Source organism: Pseudomonas sp., assembly GCF_050739995.1.
GTDB lineage: Bacteria > Pseudomonadota > Gammaproteobacteria > Pseudomonadales > Pseudomonadaceae > Aquipseudomonas.
On record NZ_JBOICG010000259.1, the window covers coordinates 1 to 16,359 of the forward strand.

15 protein-coding genes and 1 pseudogene are annotated in these 16,359 nt (G+C 51.6%); 12 read left to right on the plus strand and 4 right to left on the minus strand.

All coding sequences use genetic code 11. The features are described 5' to 3' along the window. Nucleotides 1–337 (plus strand): annotated as a pseudogene (locus ACRESD_RS08675) (L-fucose:H+ symporter permease); the annotation flags it as partial. After that, nucleotides 334–1,380: an aldose 1-epimerase family protein gene (locus tag ACRESD_RS08680; protein WP_431750546.1), complete on the plus strand. Its 1,047-nt coding sequence runs from the start codon at nt 334–336 to the stop codon at nt 1,378–1,380. The pseudogene ACRESD_RS08675 and the gene ACRESD_RS08680, both read left to right, overlap by 4 nt. On the opposite strand, the gene deoR is transcribed toward ACRESD_RS08680, so the two are convergent. Further along, nucleotides 1,377–2,135: a DNA-binding transcriptional repressor DeoR gene (gene deoR, locus ACRESD_RS08685; protein ID WP_431750547.1), complete on the minus strand. Its 759-nt coding sequence runs from the start codon at nt 2,133–2,135 to the stop codon at nt 1,377–1,379. The genes ACRESD_RS08680 and deoR overlap by 4 nt on opposite strands. A 128-nt stretch (nt 2,136–2,263) precedes the next feature. On the opposite strand from deoR, the gene deoC reads away from it, so the two are divergent. Further along, nucleotides 2,264–2,947: a deoxyribose-phosphate aldolase gene (deoC, locus tag ACRESD_RS08690; RefSeq protein WP_431750548.1), complete on the plus strand. Its 684-nt coding sequence runs from the start codon at nt 2,264–2,266 to the stop codon at nt 2,945–2,947. Between the two features lie 62 nt (nt 2,948–3,009). Here deoC and ACRESD_RS08695 read toward each other — a convergent pair whose 3' ends face one another. Further along, a complete protein-coding gene (locus ACRESD_RS08695) occupies nt 3,010–3,447 on the minus strand; it encodes a hypothetical protein (protein ID WP_431750549.1) in 438 nt (145 codons plus the stop codon). Between the two features lie 439 nt (nt 3,448–3,886). Here ACRESD_RS08695 and ACRESD_RS08700 point away from each other — a divergent pair, with 439 nt between their 5' ends. Beyond that, nucleotides 3,887–4,720: an oxidoreductase gene (locus tag ACRESD_RS08700; RefSeq protein WP_431750550.1), complete on the plus strand. Its 834-nt coding sequence runs from the start codon at nt 3,887–3,889 to the stop codon at nt 4,718–4,720. Between the two features lie 26 nt (nt 4,721–4,746). Then, a complete protein-coding gene (locus ACRESD_RS08705; RefSeq protein ID WP_431750551.1) occupies nt 4,747–5,685 on the plus strand; it encodes an AraC family transcriptional regulator in 939 nt (312 codons plus the stop codon). Nucleotides 5,686–5,779: 94 nt separating this feature from the next. Here the strand turns inward: ACRESD_RS08705 and ACRESD_RS08710 are convergent, their stop codons facing one another. After that, nucleotides 5,780–6,013: a hypothetical protein gene (locus ACRESD_RS08710; RefSeq protein WP_431750552.1), complete on the minus strand. Its 234-nt coding sequence runs from the start codon at nt 6,011–6,013 to the stop codon at nt 5,780–5,782. Between the two features lie 1,680 nt (nt 6,014–7,693). Between ACRESD_RS08710 and ACRESD_RS08715 the strand changes: the two genes are divergently transcribed. The 7 genes from ACRESD_RS08715 (at nt 7,694) to ACRESD_RS08745 (ending at nt 15,633) form a co-directional block, all read left to right on the plus strand. Beyond that, the gene (locus ACRESD_RS08715) at nt 7,694–9,700 is read left to right on the plus strand and encodes a hypothetical protein (protein WP_431750553.1); all 2,007 of its coding nucleotides are present in this window, start codon (nt 7,694–7,696) and stop codon (nt 9,698–9,700) included. Beyond that, complete coding sequence (locus tag ACRESD_RS08720; protein ID WP_431750554.1) at nt 9,700–10,665, plus strand: ATP-binding protein; 966 nt, start codon at nt 9,700–9,702, stop codon at nt 10,663–10,665. Before ACRESD_RS08715 ends, ACRESD_RS08720 begins: the two co-directional genes overlap by 1 nt. Before the next feature lie 1,573 nt (nt 10,666–12,238). Next, nucleotides 12,239–12,568 (plus strand): IS66-like element accessory protein TnpA, encoded by a 330-nt coding sequence (gene tnpA / locus ACRESD_RS08725; protein WP_431750555.1) that lies wholly within the window; start codon nt 12,239–12,241, stop codon nt 12,566–12,568. Further along, nucleotides 12,568–12,903 (plus strand): IS66 family insertion sequence element accessory protein TnpB, encoded by a 336-nt coding sequence (gene tnpB, locus ACRESD_RS08730; protein ID WP_431750556.1) that lies wholly within the window; start codon nt 12,568–12,570, stop codon nt 12,901–12,903. Before tnpA ends, tnpB begins: the two co-directional genes overlap by 1 nt. A gap of 62 nt (nt 12,904–12,965) precedes the next feature. Next, complete coding sequence (tnpC, locus tag ACRESD_RS08735; RefSeq protein ID WP_431750560.1) at nt 12,966–14,492, plus strand: IS66 family transposase; 1,527 nt, start codon at nt 12,966–12,968, stop codon at nt 14,490–14,492. A 25-nt stretch (nt 14,493–14,517) separates the two neighbouring features. Then, the gene (locus ACRESD_RS08740; RefSeq protein ID WP_431750557.1) at nt 14,518–14,976 is read left to right on the plus strand and encodes a GNAT family N-acetyltransferase; all 459 of its coding nucleotides are present in this window, start codon (nt 14,518–14,520) and stop codon (nt 14,974–14,976) included. A 150-nt stretch (nt 14,977–15,126) separates the two neighbouring features. Next, on the plus strand, nt 15,127–15,633 hold the full coding sequence (locus tag ACRESD_RS08745) for an N-acetyltransferase family protein (protein ID WP_431750558.1): 507 nt from the start codon (nt 15,127–15,129) through the stop codon (nt 15,631–15,633). Between the two features lie 123 nt (nt 15,634–15,756). Here the strand turns inward: ACRESD_RS08745 and ACRESD_RS08750 are convergent, their stop codons facing one another. Beyond that, a complete protein-coding gene (locus ACRESD_RS08750; protein ID WP_431750559.1) occupies nt 15,757–16,239 on the minus strand; it encodes an N-acetyltransferase family protein in 483 nt (160 codons plus the stop codon). Nucleotides 16,240–16,359 lie beyond the last annotated feature (120 nt).

Genomic DNA, 16,359 nt, shown 5'->3' on the forward strand with positions numbered 1-16,359 from the left:
GGCCTACACCATCCTCGTGCCGAACATTTCAGCGGTGTACGCAGCGGTCGGCGTGAGCATTTTTCTCGGGCCTTGCTGGCCAACCATCTACGGCCTGACTATCGATGGCTTGGGTGAAGACACAGGCGTCGGCGGTTCATTGCTGGTGATGAGTATTGTCGGTGGCGGCGTGATTCCGATCTTCCAGGGCCTGTTGTCCGATGCCAGCGGCGGCAATATGCAACTGGCCTACAGCGTGCCTTTGCTGTGCTTCATCGTGATCGTTATGTATGCGCTCAAATGCCTGCGCCAGTCAGATCCATTGCCGTCACGTGCGGCAGCGGTGGTGGCCTCATGAGTACGCGAATGCCGTTATACCGGGCACTGTTCGGCGAGCAGGAAAAGGTCCTTGTGCAATCGAAGGATTTCACCGTCAGTGCCTGGACCTATTCATCCGGAGTGCTGGCCCTGAGTTTGGAAAACAGTCGAGGACGGCTGGTGGTGCTGCCTTATCAGGGCCAGATGGTCTGGTTGGCCGTTTTCGACGGCTGCGACCTGACCATGCGTAACCTATTCGAGCAACCCCGGCCCAGCCTGAGCGTTATCGATACCTATGGCTGCTTTATGTTTCACAGCGGCCTGCTGCGCAACGGCTGCCCGGCGCCGGAGGACACCCATGCCTTGCACGGCGAGATGCCCTGCGCGCCCATGGACACGGCGTGGCTGGAAATAGGCGAAGGTTTTGTACGCCTAGGTGGCGCGTATCAATATGCCAAGGGCTTTGGCGATCGCTACCAAGCGTGTCCCAGCGTGACACTGCGCGTTAACTCGGCTCTGTTCGATATCGACATGCAGGTGACGAACCTGGGCGGCAAGCCTATGGACCTGATGTACATGGCCCACATGAACTACGCCTATGTGGACGGCGCGCGGTTTGTCGAACCTTTCGGCATGCTGCGAATGCGCCTGCGTACCAGCGTACCGGACCATGTCAAACCGACACCGGACTGGAGCGCCTACATGGCGCAATTGGCCGAGCAACCGGAACAGTTGGCCAGCCTTGCAGCGCCGGCACTGTACGACCCCGAAATTGTGTTTTTCTTCGACGACGTGGGCACAGATGCCAACGGGCAGGCGCATTTTCTGCTGGAGCATCCCAACGGCGCCGCGTTTTATACCCGTTACCGTCCCGAACAATTCGAGCACGCCGCCCGCTGGATACTGCATACACCAGACCAGCAAGTGGCGGCATTCGTGCTGCCGTCAACCTGCGAACCCGAGGGTTATCACGCCGAAAAAGCCAAAGGCCATGTGCGCCAGCTGGGCGCCGGGGCCAGCGCTTCGTTCAGCGTGACCACCGGCTACTTGGATGCACAGGAACGCCAGACGTTGCTGGGTTAAACCAGCAATTGCGTGCCATGAGCCTGGATGACGTCCTTATAAGTACGGGGGATTTTCTTGTCGCTGATCACGTATTGAAAGTCTTCCAGGGTGGCGAAATGCGCGGTGCGCACCGTGTCGAACTTGCTGAAGTCGGCGAGCAACACCCGTTGCTGGGCCTGGCGCAGGACCTTTTGCTTGACCTCGACTTCATTGAAGTTGAAGCACGTCACACCGAACTGCTGGCTGACACCCGCAGCCGTCACGAAGGCCCAGGTCAGGCGCACGTGGTCGAGAATGCTGCTTTCGGCGCTGCTCTCAAATACCTGGTTCTTGCGGTGGAAGGTGCCGCCGCACAACACGATGTGGCAGTTGGGCTTGTTCTGCAGCTTGAGCAGTACGTTCAGCGAACTGCACACCGCGGTGAACTCCAGTTCATCAGGGATGAAGTCAATGACAAAAGGCGTGGTGGTGCCGCAGTCGAAAAATACGGTGTCACCGGCTTGAATCAAGCGGGCAGCGAGCTTGCCAATACGGCGCTTTTCTTCGACATGACGCATATCCTGGTCGGCGACTCGGTACTCACCGGCCTCACTGCCAATCCGGGTGATATAGCCACCCAGCAGGCGCAAGTGATCGGTGAAGTGGTTGAGATCGCGGCGCAAGGTCATCTCGGACACTTCCAGCAGCGCGGCCATTTCCCTCAGGTGAATGGCGTTCTGGTCCTGCAGGGCTTGTTGGATAAGCTTGAGTCGCTCGGCTTTTCTACTGTCCACGGGTATTCCAGGGCTTGAATGTTGTTGTTAAATAAATAACACTAAATGTGATTATAGTAACGAATTAATGTGAGCGCCGTGACACGCGACACTCGATCATTGGCAACATACAGGCAAGGGCCCGTTAAATGAACACACTTCAACCCGCAGCATTGGCGAAGTACATCGATCATACCCTGCTGGCTCCAGACGCCTCCCGTGAACAGATTCGCACCTTGTGCGAGGAGGCCCGGGAACATGGCTTTTACTCGGTGTGCCTGAACTCGGGGCAAGTGCCTTACGCCGCTACGTGCCTGACCGACGACAGCGTGGTGATTTGTGCCGTCGTAGGCTTTCCCCTGGGCGCCGGCCTGAGTGATACCAAGGCATTCGAAGCGCAACGGGCGATTGCGGCTGGGGCAGGGGAGATCGACATGGTGCTCAACATCGGCTGGTTGAAGGAAGGGCTGCTGGAGGCTGTGCGCGATGATATTGCGCGGGTCCACCAGGCCTGTGGTGCCGTGCCGTTGAAAGTCATCCTGGAAACCTGCCTGCTCACCGATGAGCAGAAGGTCCAAGCGTGTGAAATCTGCCGGGAGTTGGGTGTGGCGTTCGTCAAGACGTCCACCGGGTTCAGCCGAAGCGGCGCCACGCTTGAAGACGTAGCATTGATGCGCAAGACCGTGGGCGCGGGGGTTGGCGTCAAGGCGTCCGGTGGTGTACGCGATTACCCAACGGCAGTGAAGATGATTGAAGCTGGAGCCACTCGCTTGGGCAGCAGTTCGGGGATTGCGATTGTCGGTGGAGCAATGACGGCGGCGAGTGGTTATTGAAGGCTTTCATATCCCTTATACCTAAGCTATGGCTTAGGTATAAGGGCAGGGTGCTCACCCGTTTATAGAGGGCACCACGGATCGCCGCCGTTGGCACTTTCCAGTATTTTCGGGAAATTACGCTCAAAATTCCAGCCAGAGGCCACTGCGGTCATGGTGGTTTTGCAAGCCGGGTTCTTCTGCGAGAGGACCACATTCATATAGTACTGGTTGCCATAGATCGTCGGCGCCCACAGCACCATATCGCTTCGTTGCGCATTGCTATCAACTTTCAAACTGATGGTGTTGACGAGTGTCCCGCCCGTTGTGAGGTCGGTGATTTGCGGATGAAAGCAGTGATTCAAATAACCTTGAACGCGCTTCTCGACCACAGAGCGTTCTTGCGCCAGGCAATACTCGGGGCTGGTCACGCCGGTGTTGAGCAAATCGTCCTTAGTGTGCGGATGCAGTGAGCAGCCGCCAAGCAACAGAAAAACGATCCCTGTGAATTTCTTGTGCATCGTTGGCGTTCCTATCATGCGGGAGGCAGTGCTGGATGAATGAAGCAAGGGCAAAACGCCATCATTGTATCGTCAGTTGTTGATATCAGCCATTTCTGAACTTTGGAACTGATGTTGCCTGACTCACGTTCCCCGCTTGGCTAGTCCATACGAAGACACGAGTTAGCCACTACGTGATGCCCGAAGATGTGCCCCACGTTGGCCCGGTGCGGGTGATCCGGTCTTTCGAGCCCCATCGTTGCACCGCCAATGACGTACCTCGTGGTCACGCTGAAGGCTGGTGAACGCTGGACGTTCCTCCCGCCATTGGGGCATGACGTCGCGTTGAGGGCAAGCAGAGCAAGACTGATAGAAATAGGCAAACCTCCTAGATTATCCGGCATAGGTCGCCAGCGTTTGCTTGACTACCCTCGGTACTCATCAACCGAGAGGAATCTCCATGAGTACTCACAAAACCCTGTTCATCACCGGCATCAGCAGCGGCTTTGGCAAGGCGCTTGCGACGCAAGCCTTGGCTGCCGGCTACCGTGTCATTGGCACCGTGCGCAATGAGGCTGCCCTGCGAGCGTTCGAAGCGTTATCAGCGGAGCGTGCGCATGCGGTCATCCTGGATGTCACCGACCTTGAGCGGATAGACAGCGTCGTCGCAGCGATGGAGACTCGCTATGGCCCGGTAGATGTCCTGGTGAATAATGCTGGATACGGCCATGAGGGCGTTTTCGAAGAGTCGCCGCTGGAAGAAATGCGTCGTCAGTTCGACGTCAACGTCTTTGGTGCCGTTGCAGTGACCAAGGCCTTGGTGCCGTACTTCCGTCAACGGCGTAGCGGACACATCATCAACATCACTTCCATGGGCGGCACCATCACGATGCCGGGTATCGCCTACTACTGTGGCAGCAAATTCGCGCTCGAGGGCATCTCCGACACGCTGAGCAAGGAGCTCAGGCCGTTCAACATTTTTGTCACGGCCGTGGCCCCTGGCTCGTTTCGCACCGATTGGGCCGGCCGCTCCATGCAGCGTACGCCGCGCAGCATCGCCGACTACGATGCCAGCTTTGATCCGGTGCGCCAGGCGCGCGAAGAGAAAAGCGGCCAACAACTGGGGAGTCCGCAAAAGGCCGCGAAAGCCATGTTGCAGTTGATCGCCAGCGACAACCCGCCAGCCCACCTGCTGCTTGGCAGTGATGCGCTGGGTTATGTGCGTGAAAAACTGGAACAGTCCCTGCGCGACATCAATCACTGGGAAGCACTGACCCGTTCTACGGATGGTTAAGTTTCGTGAAAGCGTAAGAGGGGCATATGAATCATTGTGTAACGCGAACACGGCGCATGGTCCAACTGATGGAGCAGTTGGCGCCGCTGGAGGGTTATAACCTGAGCGAGCTGGAAGACATACGCTTCTTGCGCTCCAATCGGCCGCTGACCCGCACACCAGTGCTCTATGAACCTGGCATCGTCATCTTGTGCCAGGGTCGCAAGCGCGGCTATCTGGGGGAGGAGGTTTACATTTACGACAATCAGCACTACCTGGTTGTGTCCGTGCCCGTGCCGTTCACCATGGAAACTGACGCCAGCGAAGAGGAGCCGATGCTGGCGGTATACATGCGATTGGATTTCAAGCTCGCTGGCGAACTGATTCTGGAAATAGACGAAAAATCTGGTCCGACCAATGAGCCTCCCAAAGGGATGTATTCCTCGCCGATGGATGAGATGTTGCACGAGTCTACGCTACGCTTCCTTGAAGCGATGAGCCATCCGGTTGAGGCGCAGATACTCGGCCCGTCGTTAGTGCGCGAGATTTACTATCGCATCATCGTGGGCGAGCAGGGGGGGAGCATGCGTGCTGCGCTTAGCAGGCAAGGCCATTTCGGAAAGGTTACTCGAGCCATTCGCAAGATACACAGCTGTTACCAGGAGCGGCTGGATGTCGAGTGCCTAGCTCAAGAGGCGAGTATGAGCGTGCCCAATTTTCATCTGCACTTTCGCGCAGTCACCAACGCCTCGCCTATGCAGTATCTAAAATCGACCCGACTGCATCAGGCAAGATTATTGATGCTCCGTGACGACATGTCTGCTTCATCTGCGGCTTTTAACGTGGGCTATGAGAGCGCCTCGCAGTTCAGCCGAGAGTTCAAACGCTATTTCGGCCGCACGCCGCATGCAGAAGTCGAGTGGATGAAGGCAACTTATTCGCTACCTGCTCCAGCGCAGCCTTCGATCTATGTATCTTCGCATTGATTCAGTCTGCTGAAGCGATTAAATATAACTAAACTAAATAGCAATTTAGTTTAGTTATAGTAAGAATGCATAAATTGGGGGAGGGGAGACAAGATTACCGGCTGGTTCGTCCAACCACTAAAAGAGCCTGAAAGGCAGATTCAGCAGCTGCTTCAGCCGTTTTGATTTGGTTGAGAACCGTCATTAAGTGAAGGTCAATCACGTCTTGCAGCTCTTTATCTGCCAAGTCACCGAATAAGCCCACGAACTGTTTTAAGCGATTTACTTCAGAAAATACGTTTGCCAGGCTGCTGCTGACAGCCTCACTGAAGAAATCAGCTTTGTCCAAAAACTGGGATGGAAGCTCAATCGTAAACAGGTGTCGTCATGATCTGAGCTAGAAGCCTAGCACTGGCCTTGCGTTCGATCCTCCGTTGATGCTTATCGTAAAGCCAAACGAATAGTGCGAATAGTGCGATGAGTGCGGCTGCGGCAGTAGCCACGGCGCTGATTGCGTTCCAATCAATTTTCCGTTTCTCCGGCGCCGAGTGGAAGCAACAGCGTTGCTAAAGGCCGGCATTCAATCATGTGGACAAAGCATCGCCAAGCGAAGCCTGTACGAGCTGGAGACGGTGATCGAGGGTTGAAGTCCCCAGAACTAAAGTATTGACATTTTTACCGCCTAAAAATAGCAAAAAAAACAGACCGTTAGCAAAATCTAGCATCGGCGTGGTGCCAAGATGTGAAAAGAAATTAGTCCCGGCTTTGGAAGTGATTATTTTCCTAAGAATGCGTAGGAACTATATTACTGTCGGTGCTGCAGCGACACTATAGGAGCCCGAAGGCCGGCTTAAAGGGGAGGTCATTACCCACTGCGTATAGGTCACAGAGGCTATTGTTGGATGGATGGCTACAAGTGTGGCCACCCAATCTGAGTTTGCCTCCTTCGACCTCAGTAAATACAGATTATGACAAGGGGGACGTATTTGACCAAGGGCCGTTTTGTCCCGGTCAGTGTGTTATTGGGTATGGTGATAACGCGTTAATCACGAGCAAAAATTACGCGCACCAATTGGCTTATTTTTTAATTGGGTCTCGCTGAAAAGGTAAGGGGCTTTACCTATTTCTTATAGGTCAGCATACGAGGGGGATCTCAGGTTGACAATCTCTAAAACGCGGAAGCTCTGAATATTAATACACTACACGTATACATATGATAGGGCTGCAAGCCGTTACATTAATTCGATACTAAACACGTAGCTGTATTTAAGTTGAAGAAGACCTATTTGACCGCAGGCTGACTTTTTTGCAGGGCCACTATATGGCAATTAAGGGATAAAAATTTATGATTAATTGATATAACAAAAAAAATATTCTGGGGGTAGATTAAAGCCTAATGAAAACGGAGAGCTGGTATGGCTTCGGGCAAGCAATCTCTCAAGCAAGCGCATAGGAAGCGAATTATTCGAGAGGTAAGAGCGCGCGGTCACAGTAATAGAAATCTCTGGTATGTGTACAGTGTCAAGCTCAAACAGGACTTGGTGTTGTCTTCCGATCTAGCTTTAGTCTACTGGCTAGTATTTCTTGAGATTGATCTAGATGTGGTGTCATTTCGGCAGTCTGAGGCAAGCGAAACTTTTGATTTTCTAGTTCAAAAAAGATCAGGGGAACTAGTTGAGGTTGAACTCTCGAGCTTGGACGAGTCTGCGGACAATAGTAGTGAGAAAAGTATTCGACTTTCATCAGTGCAAGTTATGAAGGAGGCACCTTTCGCGATAAAAATTATGAAAGCTTTGGCATTCGCCGCGGCTATCAGATCGCTCGATTGTGTAGCAGCTTCGAATGCCGTACGTACAATTAAGGTGTCGCTTGGGGAGGGGGACATAAAGAGTGTACTTTCAAAGGCTCCGCTTGTCGCCCCTCCGATAATTTGCGGTGTTTTAGTACGTCACTTTATCGCAGGGCATATCGAAATTGATTTTGCGGGTAAACCCTCGTTCGGTTACCACACTCAATGGAGATGTCGGTCATGACTACGATAAATAATGAGTCTAACAATTGGGTAGAAAGCTTAAGCAAGCGGGCGATAGCACTAGGCACTTTTCATGACTGGCCAAAACCTGAATTGGTGGGGTTGACAGATCAAGAACGAGAGGAATTTCAGCTAAAGTTTTTGGCAATGAAACTCTACTGTGAAGGCCTACCAATAAAGAGCATCGTTGCTGCAACAGGTATAAGTAGGCAGTGTATAAATTATTATGCATCACGGTGCATGCAGTTAGCTCCTGATGGCTTGTGTTGGGGATGCCGCGCACTGCTTCCATACTTGCATACAAAGAAATATAGCAGATCTAGGCCGGCGGCCTCAAAACTTCCTGAAACTCAAGGCGGATACTCGGGACTCCTGGGTGCAACCTTAAAAAAGCATCCAGAATTAGAAGATAGATTTATTAGAAAGGTTCTTTCTTATTCAGATTCTTATTCTGAAAGCGAGTATGCCATCCGGTCAAAAACGTTACATAAGATATTTCTTACCTTGCTTAAGGAGTTCGGTGCTCAAGATAATGAATGGCCCTTTAACACTTTGTATCAAGGGCAGCGCACGATATATGACTACATCAAAAGTACAAGAGAAAGCAATTTTAGTCGTGTTATACGCCTTGAAGGAACGCGCGAGGCAAAAGCACATATGGCAGTCGGAAAGGGACCAAGACCTGGATTGGTCTACACTGAACCATTCGAAGCTGTTGAGATTGATGGTTATAAAATTGATTGTCACTCTTCAGTTTTAATGAAGGCGCCGAATGGAACTTATATCCCCAAAAGGATTAGCCGGATATGGGTCGTACTCATGATTGATTGTGCATCGGGGGCGGTGCTGTCCTATAAGTGTGTTTTTCGATCAGAGGTTTCAGCTACCGACGTGGTTGATGTCATGCGTTATTCTGTTGTAGGGCAGCAAAAACCAGAGCCCGGTATTGAAGGACTGATATATCCCAAAGGCAGCGGATTGCCTAATGACGTTATTCCGCAGTGTAAAGGAGCCTTATTTACGGTTGTAAAATTCGATGGGGCACTGGCTCACCTATCGGTAAAAGTTACAAATGCTGCAAGAAAAGAGCTGGGCTATTTCTGGACGGTTGGTGCACCTGCGCACTTTGAAAGGCGACCATGTGTAGAGCATGTATTTGGCTTGCTCTCCAATAATGTATTTTGCCGACTTTTAAGTACGACGGGCCACGGCCCTAACAATGGGCGTGCGGAAAACTGTGAGGAAGTTGCGACGCAAGCCCCGATTCTTGTTGAGCATTTGCTTCATCTACTTGATGTTGAAATAGCTCAGCATAATACAAGGATGAGTGAAGGCCTGTTTTTCTTGTCACCGTTAGACTTTATCAGGCAAAAACTGGATAAAGATCACCAGCACTTCATGGTGAGAACGTTACCGGATGCCAGTGCTATGGGGGATACTATATTGCAGATGAAAAAAACAGTTAATGTTCGAGGTAGCAAAAAAAATGGCCGCCATCCTTATATTCAATTTATGAAAGTTCGTTACACGTCAAGCTATTTGCACGATGCGTGGGCAATGATTGGATCGAAGGTCGTACTGCACATTGATGAAAACGACTTAAGATTTGTAACAGCATTCACGATGGAAGGTTTTTTGCTTGGAAATCTTGTTGCAGTTGGAAAATGGGCAGATACCAAGCATGACTTGCGAACCCGTAAGGCCATCAACTCAAAGGTGGCGGATAGAACGTTGCAAGTCAGCTTTGAACAAGATCCAGTTCTAGCTTATCTGGCTTTTTTAAGTAAATCGAAGAGCAAAAAATCCATAGCTATTTCGGCCGACTCGGCAACCGAGGCAAAGCGTGTAGCGAGTGAGGCGGGAGCGCCATTAGTAGTTTCCGGATCCGCTAATAATTCAATTCCGGCGCAGGAAGGGAAACCGTTGGAGTTTTCGGACTCATTAATCATTGGTAGAAAGATTCCTGACCTGAATGAACTGCTCAGAAAAAAAAGGCTAAAATAATGGAATCCAAACAAGAATTTGATAGGGAGGCTTATTTAGAGAGTCACCCTATTGTAAGTACTTTTTACACGCTGATTACGCCGATGATCGAAAAGGTCTATTCCATTTTTCGAGAAAGAGTATTCTCAAGACATACTGGGACCTTCTTGTATGCTCAGCCGAGAATGGGTAAGACAAGGTGCGCTAATGCCGTTAGAGATCTACTGGCCACCGAATTTCCAAAAAAATATGTCCTGTATCATACAGCAGATGGAAACAAGTCAGCTCACTTGACTCGCGATTTAGTTTTTGGAGCAGGGTTGTACAAAAATCCAAAAGAGTCATACAGCGCTTTGATTGAAAAATTCATCATTCATGTACGTGTTGAAGTTGAATCAAGAGGTGGTAGGCACTTTGTAATAATTATTGATGAAAATCAACTTTTGTCGATAGACAGTTGGAATGAGTTACTTGTCATTCATAATCGTTTGGAGGAACATGGCATTAGCATGACGACGCTAGGATTCGGACAGGAGGAGATACTTCAAAGAAGAAATTTATTATTCGGTGTTGGAGCGACAAACTTAGTGGCTCGGTTTTTAAGTGAGCCAATTCATTTTGATGGATGTTTATCAGAAGCTGATTTCGAAAGCATACTCAATGAGTACGATTTGAATAAAGAATATCCGCTTGACTCGGGGTGCACATATACCGATTTCTTTTTGCCTAAGGCCTTTGCAGCAAATTTCCGATTGACCAGTTACAAAAAACTTATTTGGGCCGAGTTAATGAATGTAGCAGGGGAAAATGGCCTCCGTGTATTACCTCTTGAACATATTTTCCGCGTTATCGAAAGGATTTTAATGCGTTCCCGCCATATGGATAGCTCGGAGTTTCAAGTCACGGAAGGGATTGTTAAGGAAGCAGTGGGCGCAAGTTTAATCGCTGAATTTGTATCGTTGATGCGACAGGCAGAAAGGAAGTAGCCCATGAAACTCACATATGGACACTTTAACTATATTCCATTTGAGTCATCGTGGGGGATCCTGCTAAAAGCAAGCGCATTAAACTTCACTCGCCCGTTACAACTACTCAACGAGATTTCACGATTTCAGCAGTCCAGTCGCCCTGTTCAGTACTGGAGAGGGCGTGCCATTGATGACTCCAAGCTGGCCGAAGCGCTTTCCCTGCCATATCCTGCAGTCAGACGGGCGTTTATCGATAACCTGGTGGAATGTACGCCATTCAATTCGGTGGTTTATATACGACACTGCGCAAAATGTATCGCTCTAGGTTACCACTCGGTGTTCTTTCTTCTCCAAATGATAAAGCGGTGCCCTTGGCATAACCTACCACTTGAGCTATGCGTGCCCTGCAGCAATGCCATGAGGCTAGGACTATTTTTTTCTCCATCACCTGGAGGATTCAGTGCCAAGACGCGCTGCGATCATTTTGTTTTTGATTCTTCCGGGTCCGTCTACCTGAATAGCACTACTCCAGAGCAGCGAAACAAGTATGCGGAAGTTGGCTTAAGGATCGAAGCATGGATTCATGCAGCGAGTGCAATGAAGGATCCTGTAGTCGACTACGCAATGTCTCTGCTTCACGCCGCCAAAGCAGAAAGCACCGACTTTAATGAGCAAGCGCAGTTCGTCAATATCGGTCTCAATTTCGCGATCACCGGATTAGGAGGATTCCCCTTTCCTAACGCAATCACTATTCGACCCATCCCTCCTTATAGAAAGATCGGCGCTACATACAGCCCTCAAGAGGCTACAGATTTTGATCTCAGCGCGCGAGAAGTATACGTTCGATACCGGTGCGTTCGTCGGTACTTGTACGAGACATATGTGAAACCGCATTTGGCGTGCTATAGGTATCTGAGTTCCCTAGATGCTCAGAGTCGACATGGTCTCGACTGCCGGTGCGCCTGTACGGTGTCTGCGGCGTTTTTGGCTTGGCGTTTAGCGTTGCACTATCGATTTCCTACTGATGGGGGCGCGATCAATTTAACTACACCGAGTTGGCGTTTCCGTCCTACCTCTCCACGTCAGATTATGACTCTCTGGATAACTCAGTTTTATGCTATCTGGACCGGTATTGAATCCAGGTGCGCAAATTGCAATCGAGACCGAGACCGCTTTTCGGTTGAGCTGTCGGGTGGAGATTCCCTTATGTTGGGGGCGGATGCCATCAGCATAACCAGCGTTGACGTAGATAAAAGTTCTGATGTGACATGCTTGCACGTTTGCTCCGACTGGCTATCTCGGCAGAGCGATAAGCGATGCAGTATGAGGTTACGCGTTAGCGACCAGAGTAATTTTCACGCAACTGAAGCCGTCAACAGCTGGTCCTACACACCCGAACCGAAGACTTTTCTACGCTTCTGGTATGGCAAACACAACAAAATAGGGCGCCCATCGCCATTTGTAGCCGCAGGTTGACGTAGATTCACCGTAACCGTCCGGGCAACACACCTTCCTGATGCCATCGCTTAAGGCGATGGTGTCCACCTAAATTTAAGTGGACACCATTTTTAGCCTTTTTAAGCGGACGCCCATGTCACAAGAACGTCGTTCCTATTCCAAGTCCTTCAAGGCCCAAGTCATTGCCGAATGTGCACAGCCTGACACCTCGATTGCCAATGTCGCCTTGACCCACAACCTCAATGCCAACCTCGTCCATAAATGGATTCGGGTACATGCGCAGAAAAACCTGGCACTGCAAACTGCCTTTATTCCGGTCAAAGGCGCGCCGTCGATAGCGAAGCATCAAGCTCTTCCCGCTACAATCCGAATTGAAGTACCTCATCCAAAAGGCGTAGTTGTGGTGAGTTGGCCGACAGAAAATACAGCGTCGTGTTCCGCTTTCCTACGAGACCTGCTGTGATGATCCGCGTCGACTCCATCTGGCTCGCCACCGAGCCCATGGACATGCGCGCCGGTACCGAGACCGCGTTGGCCCGAGTGATTGCAATATTCGGTGCGGCGAAGCCGCACTGTGCTTATCTCTTCGCCAATCGCCGCGCCACACGCATGAAAGTTCTGGTGCATGACGGCGTAGGCATTTGGCTTGCAGCTCGCCGGTTGAACCAAGGTAAGTTTCACTGGCCAGGCATTCGGCAAGGTTGCGAGGTTGAGCTGGATGTCGAACAACTTCAGGCCTTGGTGCTGGGCCTGCCTTGGCAACGTGTTGGAGCTGGCGGTGTGATCACTATCCTTTAAAAGGCTGTAATTAACGCCTGAGCTTGCTGCCGCAGGTGATCTGCTTTGGTAAAATCCAAGGCATGACTTCTACACCCAACCTCAATCAAATGCCCCCCGATCAACTGCGTGCATTCGCGGCGCAGTTGCTGTCGCAGGTCGACACCATGGGCAAGAAGATGCATCGGATCGAAACAATCAACGAACAACTCACCCACGAAATAGCCGTGCTCAAACGGCACAAGTTCGCCAAGCGCAGCGAGCAACTGAGCCCTGACCAGGGCAGCTTGCTCGACGACCTGCTCGACACTGATATTGCAGCCATCGAGGCTGAGTTGAAAGCGGTCAATCCACCGGCTGCGCCGGCCGAACCACGTCAGCAACCTAAGCGTGCGCCGCTGCCGCCGCAGTTTCCTCGCACGGTTATCCGTCACGAACCCGAGAACACGCAGTGCGCATGTGGTTGCCAGCTTCAGCGCGTCGGCGAAGACATCAGCGAGAAGCTCGATTACACGCCCGGCGTGTTCACCGTCGAGCAGCATGTGCGTGGAAAGTGGGCCTGCCGCCAGTGCGAAACATTGATCCAGGCGCCCGTACCGGCGCACGTCATCGACAAGGGCATCCCCACCGCAGGCCTGCTGGCTCATGTAATGGTGGCGAAGTTCTCTGACCACTTGCCGCTGTACCGGCAGGAGAAAATCTTTGGCCGCGCCGGCCTGATGATCGCCCGCTCGACGCTGGCGCAGTGGGTTGGACAAACCGGCGTGCAGCTTCAGCCTTTGGTCGATGCATTGCGCGAATCGGTGCTGGCCGAAGGTGTAATCCACGCCGATGAAACCCCGGTTCAAATGCTCGCGCCAGGCGAGAAGAAAACCCATCGAGCGTATGTCTGGGCCTACAGCACGACGCCGTTTTCGGCGCTCAAGGCGGTGGTCTACGACTTCAGCCCGAGCCGAGCGGGCGAGCATGCGCGTAACTTCCTCGGCCCCTGGAATGGCAAGCTGGTGTGCGACGATTTTGCTGGCTATAAGGCTGGCTTCGGAAAAGGCATGACCGAAATCGGCTGCATGGCCCACGCCCGCCGCAAGTTCTTTGATCTGCACGTGGCAAACAAAAGCCAGTTGGCTGAACAAGCACTGCTCTCGATTGGCGGCTTGTACGAAGTTGAGCGCCAGGCCAAGGACATGAGCGATGAAGATCGCAGGCGAATACGCCAAGAAAGAGCAGCACCAATAATCAAAACACTACAAGACTGGATGTTGGCCCAGCGAGACCTGGTGCCCAATGGGTCGGCAACAGCCAAAGCCCTGGATTACAGCCTTAAACGCTGGGTAGCGCTGACGCGCTACCTCGACGATGGAGCTGTGCCCATCGACAATAATCAAGTCGAGAACCAAATCCGACCATGGGCACTTGGGCGCTCGAACTGGTTGTTTGCCGGATCGCTACGCAGCGGAAAGCGGGCGGCAGCGATCATGAGCTTGATCCAGTCTGCGCGCATGAACGGACATGATCCGTATGCTTACCTGAAGGACGTTTTGACTCGTCTGCCCACGCAGCGGGCAAGTGACGCTACCAACTTGTTACCACATCGTTGGGCGCCCGTTTAATCACAAACTACTCAAGGAGAAAGCTGTGGACTTACGGATAGAGATAAATGAGACGCCTCAAGAGGCGGATTACCAAGCGATTTTGGCACCGTTGCGCGAATACAACCAAGCACAAACGGGGCTCACCGGAACTGAAAAACTTGCGATCTTAATCAAGGATGACGCGGGGGCTACGCAAGGTGGGCTATACGCAAAAATTTCTGGGCAGTGGTTATTTGTTGAGTTGCTGGTAGTACCTGAAGTTGCCCGAGGGCAAGGGTTGGGCGCAAAGTTGATGAACAAGGCGGAAGCTCTGGCGCTTGAGAAAGGCTGTCAAGGTATCTGGCTGGACACATTCTCTTTTCAAGCTCCGGACTTTTACCTCCGGCTCGGCTTCAGCATATTTGGAGAACTTAAAGATTACCCGGTCGTTGGATACAACCGGATTTTTATGGAGAAAAGATTTGATCGCCAGAGTCATAACGCTAGTAATACTCAGCCTTGAGGCGATAACAGCAAAAAATAAGGTGTGTTACCCGGGTGCTTGCGCTATTACCGCATAGATAGGATTTTGAATGATGCGGTTCTCTCAACAGACTAAGCGCAATTCAGCCGGCTAAAATGGACATGACCTAACGCTAATAAGAGGTGCGGCTTGAATGACCTAGCCATTCGAAACGCGTTGATCACTGACGCAATTGTGCTGTGCCACGCTGAGCGCGAAACCGCTCGGACGCCTGGGCTGCTGATATCTCGTCCGAGTGAATTCAGCTGTAAATCCTTTGAGGATAAAATCGACGTACTAACTCGTGAGGGTTTGTACGTGGTGGCCGAGCGAAAAGGATTGGTGGTCGGTCATGCGTTACTGGAGCCTTATAGGCTTGAGGCTCTCGCCCACGTATATAGTCTGACTATCGTTGTGCATCCCAACAACAGCGGGCAAGGGGTGGGCCAAGCACTGATGACCGCACTTCTGGAATGGGCCCGAGCCCGGCCCGGCCTACTTAAGATCGAGCTACGCGTGCGTGAAACTAATTCGCGTGCCCGGCGCCTGTACGAAAAATTTGGCTTTGTTGAGGAAGGACGCTTACAAAAGCGAATCCTGCTGCCAGACGGCACTTTGATTGCCGACATCACTATGGCCTGGTTTGCTCCTACTTAAAGTTTCCCAACTAATGTGTGTTGACCGACGCTTACCGTTCTCACACGTTTGCCGACGCAGCGGGCGAGAAATCAGCGATCTAACGCCACATAAGTGGGCTGTGCAATACCGATACAAGGCTTGTCAGAGGCGCAGTCCCATCTCGAATGCACGAATCTCGAACCCCAGTTCTGCATACAAACGAATTGCCGGTGCATTGAAAGCCCAGACGGATAGTCTGATGTCTTTAGCGTCGCGCTCAGCAGCCCATTTTTGAACGTTTTGGACAAGGCCTCGCCCTATGCTCTTCCCCCAATATTTCTCTGCTACACACACAGATCCAATGCGCACGAAGCTCAGCGGCTCCATCAGTGGCCCGGAGCTTGACGATATGCTGGCAGTGATAAAGCCGGCTGCTTGGAGGCCTACATGCGCTATAAAAACAATCTGTGCCGTATTTTCAAAAAACCCCATCCAGTGTGGCAGGTCGCGCGTAGGTTCAGGCGTTGAAGCGGCGTAAATGTCAGGGCGTGCAGCATGGTGAACCGAGTTGAGCAATTGTCCCAACTCACAAATCGTTGGCGCGTCCTTTACTGTGGCTTCTCGATAACTTATGACTTCTTCCATACGTGTAGCCTCCATGTTAATGCGCTCCTGAGAAGTGTCTTTGTCTCATACTAAACAAGCCATTCCAACGGTCGTTCTGATCGATTGCTGGGACGATGTAGGCCAAGCGTGGGCATGAGG